Origin of the sequence: Pseudoalteromonas sp. T1lg75 (genome assembly GCF_002964705.1) — a bacterium.
In the GTDB taxonomy this organism is placed as follows: domain Bacteria; phylum Pseudomonadota; class Gammaproteobacteria; order Enterobacterales; family Alteromonadaceae; genus Pseudoalteromonas.
Genome location: NZ_PQCD01000022.1, coordinates 1 through 12,027 on the forward strand (window position 1 = coordinate 1; position 12,027 = coordinate 12,027).

Here is a 12,027-nt window from a genome sequence, read left to right on the forward strand (position 1 = left end):
CGACGTCACTCTGCGTTAGGCTATCTCAGCCCGCTGGAGTATGAGCAACGGTTTGCGTAATAACCTGTCTACTTTTGATGGGGAAGACCACTGTACTTATGAAAACTGATAAAACGTCTCAACTTCTGTGGATTATTTTCCTAATATTAGGTACTTGGTTTTCAATCGAAACCGTCAACAGCACCTTTTACGGCTTTGAATTAGCCTTAGGAACAGCTCTGTTTGGTTTAATCATAGGGCTTATCTTACACAAAAAGCGTAATCCATCTGAGCTTTGGGATAGTTTTGTAGATAAAAGGAATTTTTTTAGAAGTCAGCGTAGAACAACGTACATGTTCTTTTTTCTCGCGGTCATAGGTTTCTCGAACTCTTACATGTTAGTTGGTGAGCCCGCGTACTTGAACACTGAAATAACCGAAAAAAGAATTAGCAGGGGAAAATCGACTAGCTATATATTGGCTATTGCCCCAGCAGAATACGGTACGCTAGACCTAAAAGTTGGCGAAAAATTTTGGAATTCTCACTCAGTAGGCAACAAACTCATTATTGAAGTTCAAGAAAATATTTTTGGCTTACATGTAGTTACGGATTACAGTACAGCTAACAAGCCACTGAAGTTGGACTCGTAAAAGTTGGCTCGGTTTCGCTTCGCTACACATTTTAGCCAACTATTACTCGTTCCTTAATGGGGAAGACCAATATAAAAGGAATTTGAACTATGTATATCAATGCTACTCTTTTCGGACAAATGATTTTAGCGCTCGCCATCATTATGGCTATTGTTGGTTACTATCTTGGCAAAAGAAAAACTCAGACACCCTTTCTTACTTCATGCTTGGGTTTTTTTAGTGCTTTAATACCTCCCGTTGCACTGATTTTTTTGATTGTTCTTGTGTTGAAAAATGACGTGCAACCAACTCGTAGCCATTAATTTACCTATTTATCGGGCGTTGCCGATCCCCGCCTTTCGCTTACAGCCATCAGTTACTGTGCTCCTTTATGATCGACCTACACCTGTGGGGTCATGGCATGTTGCTTAATCATCCTTTTTAACTAGGCTTTAACCTTAAATACCGAGTTAAACCAAGGGGGTTAATGTGCCTGGGTTAAATGTAATTAAGCCAATTTTGAGCTTTGCTCTGGTCTGTATGTTATCTGCCTGCGAAGCGCCTCAAAGCGAGACTCAAAGTGAAATGGCGAGCAATGAGCAAGAAAATACGGCGTCACAGGCATTGCCACAGGCTGTGCCAAAGGCGTTGCCACAGGCTGAGCTAACGCCGGTCAATAAGGTGGAGGTCACCACCACAGAATACGCCATTTTGGCGCCGGATTATTTACCCACCGGGTGGACTACTTTTTCTTTTACCAACCGCGGTGGCCAGGAGCACTTTGTGGCCATGTATCGCTTGGTTGAGGGTAAGACCATAGAGGATCAGTTGCGAGAGGTAGCCCCCGCGTTTGACCCCATAATGCAGGGGCTGCGCAGCGGCGAATTAACCAAAGCGGATATAGGTCCATTTCTGGAGCAGAATGTCCCGGACTGGGGGTTGCAAATGACCTGGGTCGGGGGCGCCGGGCTCTTGTCCAATGGCCACAGCGTCGAGGCGACCTTTAATATCGATAAGCCCGGTATCTATTTGCTCGAATGCTATGTGAAAGCCCCTGACGGTCAATGGCACACGCTGATGGGGATGCTGCATCAGATACAGGTCTATCCTGGACCCACAGAGCAACAACTACCAGAGGCCACCCATAACCTGACAGTCGCCAACATGGGCATTAGCGGACCAGAGGTGGTGAAAGCGGGTAAACACACCTTTCGCATCGATATCGGTGAAAACCCGCCGAGCTTTTTACCCTATGACCTACACCTGGCCAAACTCGAAGAGGGCACGGATTTACAACAGGTGTATTTTTGGATGGACTGGACCAATGTCGGTGGCTTACGGGCGCCGGCGCCGGTGACCTTTTTAGGCGGTATTGAACAGATGGGCGCCGGTAACCATGGCTATGTCAGCGTCGATTTGGCGCCAGGCAAGTATCTGTGGGTGTCCGAGGTCAATGCCGCAAACATTAATCTGCCGTTTGTGGTGACCGAGTAATAAGTGACCTTAGGGGGCTAAATAGCCCCTTTTTTTATATGGAAATTATGCCCTAACTCCGTTCTTGCTGGTCACACTTGGTAACAAATATGTTAATATAATCAGCAAGTAAAATTATGGGACAAGCATAATGGCAAGGCGTAGTAAGGCCGATGCAGAGCAGACTCGGGCGGCAATTTTAGATGCCGCCGAACATCAGTTTTTTGAACAAGGGGTGTCCTGTACCACCTTGGCGCATATTGCCGCGGCTGCGGGGGTGACGCGCGGTGCCATTTATTGGCATTTTGCCAACAAGAATGACCTTTTTAACGCCATGCTTGAGCGCATTCGCTTGCCGTTTCGCATGATGCTCAGTGAGTTGCAGCAGGCCAATGAGCAAAGCACCCTGGCTCAGGTGAAAGATGTGATTTGCCGCTCCATGTTGCTGGTGGAGCAGCAGCCTCAATATTATCGGGTGCTCACCGTGGTGTTCCATCGCTGTGAATATGTGGAAGAGCTTAATCCCGTGGTGGCACAGCAAAAAGAATTAAATCAGGAAGTGATTGCCACATTAACCCTGGCTTTTAATCGTGCCCTGGATAATGGCGAGTTGAACCCCTGTATTCGCCCCGAAGATGCAGCCATATCGCTCAACGCCTTATTCGTCGGTTTGCTGAGCCAGTATCTACAGCACCCGGGCTGCATGAACCTGACCAAACAGGTTGAGCCGCTACTCGATACCTTATTTGTAGGCCTAAAAAAGCCGGGCTAATTTAGCCCGGCTTGCAGTGCCCGTTGGTTATTTGTTGCGTACAAAGATTTTTTGTACCACCAAATAGAACACCGGGACGAGGAAGATTGCCAGGAAGGTGGCCGTTGCCATCCCGCCTAGTACACCAATACCTATAGCGTTACGACTCGCCGAGCCCGCACCGGTACTGATCGCCAGTGGCAATACGCCCAGTGAGAAGGCCAGTGAGGTCATGATGATAGGGCGTAAACGCAGGCGGATAGCCTCAAGCGTCGCCTTAATCACATCCAGGCCTTGTTGTTGCAGATCTTTGGCAAATTCCACAATCAAGATGGCGTTTTTCGAGGCCAGACCCATGGTAGTCAATAGACCTACCTGGAAGTAGACGTCGTTCTCCAAGCCGAAGATAAAGGCTGCACCCAGGGCGCCGACGATACCTAGAGGCACCACCATGATCACCGAGAATGGAATCGACCAGCTCTCATACAGCGCCGCTAAGCACAGGAATACCACCAGGATCGACAGGGCGTACAAGAAGGGCGCCTGTGAACCAGACATCTTTTCCTGATACGAGGTGCTGGTCCACTCGAAGTCGATGCCTTCTGGTAGTTGGTCTACCAACTCGGCCACCACGGCCATCGCCGTACCCGAGCTGTATCCCGGCGCCGGTTGACCTAAGATCTCCATCGCCGAAATACCGTTATAACGCTCTAAACGTTGTGGGCCATACACCCAACGGCTGCTGGCAAAGCTGTCGAACGACACCATCTCGCCTTGGTTGTTACGCACATACCAGTGGCTTAAGTCTTCCGGAGTCATACGGAACTCCGCATCAGCCTGCACGTACACCTTCTTAACGCGGCCACGGTCTACGAAGTCGTTCACATAGGTCGAACCCCAGCCGATAGATAGGGCGTTGTTGATCTCGCTAATTGGTACACCCAAAGCTTGAGCCTTAAGTTGGTCGATGTCCACTTGCAGCTGTGCCGCATCTTCCATGCCGTTTGGACGCACTGCCATCAGCTCTGGACGCTGTGCGGCCATGCCAAGGAACTGGTTACGTGCCTGTAACAGGGCTTCGTGGCCCAGACCACCGCGGTCTTGCAAGAACATGTTAAAGCCGGTGGCCTGACCCAGCTCTACGATGGGCGGCAGGTTAAAGGCAAAAATCTGTGCTTCTTTAATGGTCGAGAACTTGCCCATGGCGCGGCCAATAATCGCTTGCACGCTTTGGCTTTCGTCACGCTCACTCCAGTCTTTCAGACGGGTGAAGGCAAGACCCACGTTTTGACCCTGACCGGCAAAACTAAAGCCACTTACGGTGAATACGGATTGCACCGCTTCTTCGCTGCCATAGTGATCCGATACTTGTGTCATGATCGCTTCGGTACGCTCCTGGCTGGCACCACTGGGTAGTTGCACCATGGTCAGGAAGATACCCTGATCTTCTTCCGGTAGGAAAGACGAGGGTAGGCGGGCAAACATCAGTGCCATTACCGCCACGATCACGCCGTACAGCGCCATAGAGCGAACAGGGCGTTTCAACAGGCCGCCTACGGCCTTACCATATTTGTCATTACCGCGGTCAAAGGTGCGGTTAAACCAGCCAAAGAAGCCGCCTTTGTTGTGATGATCGCCATGCAGTGGCTTCAAAATGGTGGCACACAGGGCCGGGGTAAAGACGATAGCGACAAGAACAGACAGCGCCATGGCCGATACTATGGTAATTGAGAATTGCTTATAGATGGCACCGGTGGCACCGCCGAAGAACGCCATGGGTACGAATACCGCCGACAATACCAGACCGATACCCACCAGGGCGCCGGTGATCTGGCCCATGGACTTACGTGTGGCTTCGACCGGGCCCAGGCCGTCTTCGCTCATTACCCGCTCAACGTTTTCTACCACGACTATGGCATCGTCCACCAAGAGGCCGATGGCCAGTACCATACCGAACATGGTCAAGGTGTTGATAGAGAAGCCCATGGCCGACATGATGCCAAAGGTACCAAGTAAGACCACGGGAATAGCCAGGGTCGGGATCAGCGTGGCGCGGAAGTTCTGCATAAACAGATACATGACTACGAATACCAGGATCACGGCTTCAAACAGGGTTTGAACTACGGCGCTGATAGACACTTCAACAAAGGGTGTCGTGTCGTATGGGATGGTGATCTTCACACCCGCCGGGAAATAGGCTTCCAGCTCGGCCAGACGTGCTTTTACCGCGTTGGCCGTGTCCAGGGCGTTGGCACCGGTGGCCAGCTCAATGGCAAAACCTGTGGCCGGCATACCGTTATAACGACCCATAACCGCATAGTTTTCACCACCGAGTTCAATACGGGCAACGTCGCTTAGCAAAACGCGAGAGCCGTCGGCATTAACGCGCAGAAGGATTTGTCCAAACTCTTCCGGGCTGCTGAGACGGCTTTGTGCCGTGATTGCAGCATTATACTGCTGACCCGGTAATGCCGGTGCACCACCTAGCTGACCTGCGGTCACCTGGTTGTTTTGCACACGAATGGCGCTGGTTACATCCGTGGGTGTTAGCTGAAACTCGTTCAGTTTGTCTGCATCCAACCAGATACGCATGGCGTATTGGCTACCGAACACGGTGAGGTTACCCACACCAGGAGTACGGCTGATTGGATCTTTAATATTAGACACTACGTAATCGGAGAGGTCTTCACGGCTCATCGAACCGTCTTCGGAAATAAAGCCGATTACCATCAGGAAGCTGCCGCTCGATTTAGCAACCGCCACCCCTTGTTGTTGCACTTCTTGTGGCAACAGTGGGATCGCACGCTGTAACTTGTTTTGTACCTGAACCTGAGCAATGTCCGGATCGGTGCCGGTTTCAAAGGTGAGGGTCAGGGTCACGTTACCCAAAGAGTCACTCTGCGCCGACATATACATTAGGTTGTCGATGCCGTTCATGGCTTGCTCGATAACCTGGGTAATGGCGTCTTCAGCGGTTTTCGCCGTTGCACCCGGGTAGCTGGCGGTGATGGTCACCGCAGGTGGCGCCACCTGCGGGTACTGCTCCACCGGCAGTTGTTTAATTGATAGCAGACCGGCCAGCATGATGACAATGGCTATCACCCATGCAAAGATTGGCCGGCTAATAAAGAAATTCGCCATGCTTATGCCTCCGATGGGTTATTGGTAACTTTAACCAGCGCCCCTGGGCGGATTTTTTGTAAACCCGAGGTCACAACCATATCGCCTGCTTTAAGGCCCTTGCTGACGAGCCAGCTTTGATCAACCTGCTGTGCCAGCTCGACCACGCGCACCTCAATGGTGTTTTCGGCATTCACCACCATCACGGTGGCTTCGCCCTTAGGCGTGCGCACTACCGACTTTTGCGGTACCAAAAGGCCGTTATCTGTATTACCTAGCTCAAGCTGGGCACGCACGAACATGCCTGGTAGCAGTTCACCATCTGGATTTGGGAATACCGCACGCATGGTGACCATGGACGTAGAAGGATCAACGCTGACCTCGGAGAATTGCAGCTCGCCGGAGTGGCCATACCAAAGCGCTTCATCAAGCTTGAGTTGTACCGCCGGGGCAACGCCTTTGTTGCTGGCGTTCGTAGTAATGGCCTGACGCAAAGACGCAAGCTTTGATGCCGCCTTGGTCATGTCCACATAGATAGGGTCTAACTGACGAATCGTGGCCAAGGCATTGCCTTGGTTGGCGGTCAGTAGGGCACCCTCGGTGACCAAAGAGCGACCGATTTGACCGCTGATCGGCGCACGAATGCCCGTGTAGTCCAGGTTAATTTGGGCGCTGAGCACCGCGGCTTTGGCGGCAGCTAAGTCAGCCTGCGCCTGAAGACGCTGGGCATCGGCATCGTCGAAATCCTGTTGGCTAACGGAGTTGGTGCCAAGCAGGCTTTTAATACGCTTAGCGCGGGCGGTGGAGTTTTTAACCGCGGCCTCGGCTTTTGCCAGGCTGGCCTTGGCACTGGCCAGGGCGGCTTCAAAAGGCGCGGGGTCGATGCGATAAAGCACATCGCCCTTTTCGACCATTTGTCCTTCTTCAAAGAGGCGAGATTGCAAAATACCACTTACCTGAGGGCGAATTTCCGCCTGACGGTAATCCACCGTGCGGCCCACCAACTCGGTGTGTTGCATCAAGGTTTGTGGTTGCAACTGATACGCTTCGATTTCCACCGCGCGTGGCGCGCTTTGGGTTTGAGCTTGAGCGCCCGACTGTTCACAGCCGCTAAGGCCAAGCGTCGCAACTATGGTTAAGGCGACCAGGGTTTTTGCTTTCATATCCTACCTTCTAAGAACAACAAATCGATCATATAGAGCGCAAATATACATACATGAACGTATGTAAGCAAGGTAAACTATTTCGTTTACACGTAACTCATTGTAACTGAAGCTAATAAACTTGGTATTAGAATGTGGTTTTTAGGTTTTTTTTGTGTCAGGGTGGCCGCCAATCCGGTTGGGAAGGCGGCGCAGAAGAGGGCAGTTTTTTGCCTTAGAGGGCGTAACTTAGGTGTTGATAGAAGCGGGTATTGATGTCTTGACGTTCGGGGTTGACGTGCAGCTCCATGCACAGGGATTTGATTACACTTTCTACCTGATTCATAAAGCGGCCATAACCCATATCATGTCGGTCTTCGGTGCCGGCGACGATAACGAAGTCGATACTTTGCACCAGCTGGCTGCCATCATAAAGCAGGTAATTCTGGGTGCTGTCGACACAAGGTAGAAAGCTCAGTTTTTCAAGCTCTTCATTGTGGGCACTGGTATCTATATCGCGGTGGCGAATAAGCGGCGTGCGGCCATTGGCCACCATGGCACGACGGGGCAGGCGCTTGGCTTCACAGGCGGTGACAAAGGCATCGGCGATTCGGGCGTAAAACGGGGCAAAGTCGGTGGCGTCGTTGTCCAATAATTGGGTTTTGACCTGCCGAGTTAGGGGCAAAGTAAAGCGCGCGTAAGTGAGATCTCTGTGTTCCGGCAGCGGACAGCCACGGGCTTCATAGCGAGAGTCCAGGGCTCTAAGCTTGTAGCCATAACTTTCTTTATAGCCTTTGGCGCGGGCAAAAATATCATAGGTTAGGTGCTGGTGATCGCGCACCCTAAATGGTTGCGCCTGATTTGGTAGCTGCTCTTGTAGTTTTGTTAACACCTTGGCGACGCGTAAATGAAAATCGGCGCTGTGGGCACGAATATCCTCGCCGGTGGCCAAAAACAGCAAGCGCACCTTGCGTGCCTTTTGTGTGTCGTCGCCATGCAGGGTATGAGCCTCGTGATAGCGCGGGTTATAGAAAAACATTTGCTGACGTTTGGTTTCTAAGCAATAAGCTTCTTCGTGGAAGCGCACGATAGGGAGCTTGTCATTGACCAATACGTGGACATTGTAAAGCTCGGCGTCGTCACACAGGGCAAAGAGCTGGCGAACTATGCGCTGATGGGCGCTGGCGTAATCGCTAAAGCAGGCATAAAAATCCTCGTCGGGTTTGAACTCGGCGAGGATGTATTGGTTAGCTCGGGCGTTGGTGGGTATATAGACCCTATGTTGATTTTGTGAAGCCATGGTTGTTCCTTATTCCTTGGTGTTTTCATTGGCTTCATTCTAGTGCTGATAAATGTCAACCATGTTGCGCTAGATTAAACTTTTATGACTTTTCCATCAGGTAAATACTGAGTCTGACAAAATCCGATGAAGTCAGTACGCCCACTAACTTTTTCGCCTCTAAAACCGGCATGCAGCCATGGCGGTTATTTAAGAAAAACTTGGCAATATCAATTAGCTGGTCGCTTGAATCCACGCTGTCAAAGCGAGTCAACATGATCTCGCTAACAGGCGTTTGCTTTTCTTTGCGCTCTAGGGCATCGGCGCCAAACACAGAGATAATCTTCATCACCTGGGCGATGATCACTTTTTGCGTTAGCATGCCCACCAAATGCTGCTTATCGTCGGTGACCGGGATATGGCGAATATTATACTCACGCATCAGTTGATGAACGTCATACAAAGAGGCATCTGCGGTTATGGTGACGGGGGAGGCGGTCATTAGATCGGCTGCACACTCCAGAGTAGGAGTTAGCTCAGGCTCGTTCGGCTTAGACATAGTGGTTCCTTATCTCTTCGAATTATGTGCTTTTAACGCTACCTTTAAATATATAAACAAGCTTAGATCTCAATCAAACAAAGGTGGCATATGCAATTACAAGGCTTAGATCACGTGGTCATTCGTACTTCAAAGGTAGAGCAGCAACTGGCGTTTTACCAGCAGGTGCTGGGGGCTACACTCGAGCGGGTGCTGGAGGATGAAGGCCTGTATCAATTGCGCGCCGGTGCGGCGTTAATAGACTTACTGAGTACCAAAGGCAGCCTAGATAGCGGGGCGCCACCGGATGTGCGTACCTCTCCCATTGCACATATTTGTTTGCAAGTGAGGGCCCCAAGCGAACAGGCGCTCATTCGCAGCCTTAAACGTAAGGGGGTAATGGAGACCTTGGTCTTTGCCACGCGCTATGGTGCCACCGGTTTTGGTCGTTCTTTATACATTCACGACCCCGACGATAACACCCTTGAATTAAAACTGGTTTGACCCTACTAAAAGCTGTATGTTAACGGCAGATTTTGTCATAATGACTCAGGGTCTGTTGACCTTTGCTGTTTGTTTCTGCAGCAGTTTGTAGTGTATTTATACAAGGCAGAGCAGGTGTAGTTATTCTACATGAGCATGCGATAACACAGTAGAAATACACTACAAGGGCTGCCCAATGGGTTCATCTAAACGCCTCCTGCTCTTTGTTGCTCGCTATGTACATAGAATGACTATGCAGCATAACGAGCGTCGTGATCAGAATGCGTTTAGATTGAACATAAAGTAAACTGCAAAGATAAACAGACCCTAGTTAAAAGCCACGTAAAATTCAGAGGAAAGTATCCCAATGGCGGAGATTGAAAATCGCCCAACGAACTTTATTCGTAATATTATCGATGCAGACTTGGCGTCGGGTAAACATCAAAAAACACACACCCGTTTTCCGCCTGAGCCCAATGGTTTCCTGCACATTGGCCACGCTAAATCAATTTGCTTAAACTTTGGTATCGCCCAAGACTACCAGGGCCTGTGCAACCTGCGTTTTGATGACACCAACCCGGAAAAAGAAGACATCAACTATGTTAACTCAATCAAAGAAGATGTGAGTTGGCTAGGTTTTCATTGGGATGGCGAGATTCAATATTCTTCAAACTATTTCGATAAACTCTATGAGTATGCGGTTGAGCTGATCACTAAGGGTTTGGCTTATGTGTGCTTCCTAACACCTGAGCAGGCACGCGAATACCGTGGTACGCTAACCGAGCCGGGTAAAAACAGCCCATACCGTGATACGCCGGTGGAAGAAAACCTGGCGTTATTCGAGAAGATGAAAAACGGTGAGTTTAAAGAAGGCGAGTGTGTGCTGCGCGCCAAGATAGATATGGCCAGCTCATTTATGGTGCTGCGCGATCCTATTATCTATCGTATTCGTTTTGCCCATCACCACCAAACCGGTGATAAGTGGTGCATTTACCCAATGTACGACTTCACCCATTGTATCAGTGATGCTTTAGAGGGCATTACCCATTCATTGTGTACTCTGGAGTTCCAAGATAACCGTCGTCTTTACGACTGGGTGCTTGATAACATCAGCATTGAATGTCATCCGCAGCAAATTGAGTTCTCACGCTTGAACCTTGAATACACCATGATGAGTAAGCGTAAGCTTAACCAACTGGTGGTTGATGGTCATGTAGACGGTTGGGACGACCCACGCATGCCGACCATTGCTGGTCTGCGTCGCCGCGGTTATACGCCGGCGTCTATTCGCGAGTTCTGTAAGCGCATCGGTGTGACTAAACAGGATAACCTGGTTGAAATGGGCATGCTTGAAGCCTGTATCCGTGACGATCTGAACGAAAACGCCGCGCGTGCCATGGCGGTACTTGACCCAGTGCGTATCGTGATTGAGAACTACCCGGAAGATCAGGTAGAAATGCTCGATGCGCCTAATCATCCTAACAAGGAAGAGATGGGCTCGCGTCAATTGCCATTTACCCGTGAAGTATTTATCGAGCGTGACGACTTCCGCGTTGAAGCGAACAAGAAATTCAAGCGTTTGGTATTGGGTAAAGAAGTGCGTTTACGTAACGCCTATGTGATCAAGGCCGAGCGTATCGAAGAAGACAACGATGGCAAGATCACCACCATCTACTGTACATACGATGCCGAAACGCTAGGTAAAAACCCGGCCGATGGTCGTAAAGTGAAGGGTGTTATTCACTGGGTGAGCGCAAGCCACTGTATCGAAGCCGAAGTGCGTCTGTACGATCGCCTGTTCAATGTGCCAAACCCAGGCTCTGCGGAAGATATTGCCGATGCTCTGAACCCTGAGTCACTGACCATTGTCAGCAATGCTAAACTTGAACCAAGCCTGGCGGATGCAAAAGCTCTTGTAGGCTATCAGTTTGAGCGTACTGGCTACTTCTGTTGTGACGATCATTTTGAGCACCTGGTATTTAACCAAACCGTGGGTTTGCGTGATTCTTGGGCCAAGATTGAGCAACAAGACTAAGCGATACGCTGAACACTTAACTAATTACTAAGTTAATTGAAAACGGATACTTTTTTAGGTATCCGTTTTTTTGTGCTAGCGTAAAAGGAGCGTAACAACTTTAAGAAACCAGCATGCCTTCAACAAGTCACGAAAAGTTTAATTACATCGAGTACCCAGCCAGGGATTTAAGCGCCACTAAAAATTTCTTTACCCAGGTCTTCAACTGGCAATTTACCGACTATGGGCCAGAGTATGCCGCCTTTAGTGGCGCTGGGTTAGACGGGGGCTTCTATGCCAGTGAGCAATGTGCCAGCACGCAAAACGGCTCGGCACTGATGGTGTTTTATTCCAGTGCACTTGAGCAAACCCAGCAAAAAATAGAAGCGGCGGGCGGGGTTATCTGTAAGCCGATATTTTCGTTTCCCGGTGGCCGGCGTTTTCATTTTATCGAGCCCAGCGGCAATGAATTTGCGGTCTGGTCTGAGCCAGAATAAGTAACATCCTCATGGCAAGGGGCCTGTAGTAAGATGAGACAGAGGCACAGCATTAGCGTGGGTTAAAAAATAACCAAACGTTCATTAAGTCGTCATATAGGGCTAGCGTCGTGGCGACGGAT

Annotated in this window: 11 protein-coding genes; 7 read left to right on the top strand and 4 right to left on the bottom strand. The window is 50.1% G+C overall.

Annotation, left to right across the window (positions count from 1 at the left end):
- The first annotated feature begins 98 nt into the window (after window positions 1-98).
- The 4 genes from C2M36_RS05400 to C2M36_RS05415 all read left to right on the top strand — a co-directional run bounded on the left by C2M36_RS05400 (window position 99) and on the right by C2M36_RS05415 (window position 2,853).
- A complete protein-coding gene (locus C2M36_RS05400; protein WP_158678859.1) occupies window positions 99-629 on the top strand; it encodes a hypothetical protein in 531 nt (176 codons plus the stop codon).
- Between the two features lie 89 nt (window positions 630-718).
- Window positions 719-931 carry a hypothetical protein gene (locus C2M36_RS05405; RefSeq protein WP_105254050.1) on the top strand — a complete coding sequence of 71 codons (213 nt, stop codon included), beginning with the start codon at window positions 719-721 and terminating at the stop codon, window positions 929-931.
- Window positions 932-1,097: 166 nt separating this feature from the next.
- Complete coding sequence (locus C2M36_RS05410) at window positions 1,098-2,102, top strand: hypothetical protein (protein WP_105254051.1); 1,005 nt, start codon at window positions 1,098-1,100, stop codon at window positions 2,100-2,102.
- Between the two features lie 130 nt (window positions 2,103-2,232).
- Complete coding sequence (locus C2M36_RS05415) at window positions 2,233-2,853, top strand: TetR family transcriptional regulator (RefSeq protein WP_105254052.1); 621 nt, start codon at window positions 2,233-2,235, stop codon at window positions 2,851-2,853.
- Between the two features lie 27 nt (window positions 2,854-2,880).
- On the opposite strand, the gene C2M36_RS05420 is transcribed toward C2M36_RS05415, so the two are convergent.
- From C2M36_RS05420 to C2M36_RS05435, 4 genes are all read right to left on the bottom strand, one after another.
- Window positions 2,881-5,973 (bottom strand): efflux RND transporter permease subunit, encoded by a 3,093-nt coding sequence (locus tag C2M36_RS05420; RefSeq protein ID WP_105254053.1) that lies wholly within the window; start codon window positions 5,971-5,973, stop codon window positions 2,881-2,883.
- A 2-nt stretch (window positions 5,974-5,975) separates the two neighbouring features.
- Window positions 5,976-7,115 (bottom strand): efflux RND transporter periplasmic adaptor subunit, encoded by a 1,140-nt coding sequence (locus C2M36_RS05425; protein ID WP_105254054.1) that lies wholly within the window; start codon window positions 7,113-7,115, stop codon window positions 5,976-5,978.
- A gap of 214 nt (window positions 7,116-7,329) precedes the next feature.
- The gene (locus C2M36_RS05430) at window positions 7,330-8,394 is read right to left on the bottom strand and encodes a DUF3083 family protein (protein ID WP_105254055.1); all 1,065 of its coding nucleotides are present in this window, start codon (window positions 8,392-8,394) and stop codon (window positions 7,330-7,332) included.
- 82 nt (window positions 8,395-8,476) lie between these two features.
- Window positions 8,477-8,932, bottom strand: a complete 456-nt coding sequence (locus tag C2M36_RS05435; protein WP_105254056.1) for a CBS domain-containing protein — start codon at window positions 8,930-8,932, stop codon at window positions 8,477-8,479.
- 90 nt (window positions 8,933-9,022) lie between these two features.
- Here C2M36_RS05435 and C2M36_RS05440 point away from each other — a divergent pair, with 90 nt between their 5' ends.
- The 3 genes from C2M36_RS05440 to C2M36_RS05450 all read left to right on the top strand — a co-directional run bounded on the left by C2M36_RS05440 (window position 9,023) and on the right by C2M36_RS05450 (window position 11,905).
- Entirely contained in the window at window positions 9,023-9,415 is a 393-nt protein-coding gene (locus C2M36_RS05440) for a VOC family protein (RefSeq protein ID WP_105254057.1), read from the top strand.
- Between the two features lie 346 nt (window positions 9,416-9,761).
- Complete coding sequence (gene glnS / locus C2M36_RS05445) at window positions 9,762-11,429, top strand: glutamine--tRNA ligase (RefSeq protein WP_105254058.1); 1,668 nt, start codon at window positions 9,762-9,764, stop codon at window positions 11,427-11,429.
- Window positions 11,430-11,542: 113 nt separating this feature from the next.
- Window positions 11,543-11,905 (top strand): VOC family protein, encoded by a 363-nt coding sequence (locus tag C2M36_RS05450; RefSeq protein ID WP_105254059.1) that lies wholly within the window; start codon window positions 11,543-11,545, stop codon window positions 11,903-11,905.
- The last annotated feature ends 122 nt before the right edge of the window (window positions 11,906-12,027 follow it).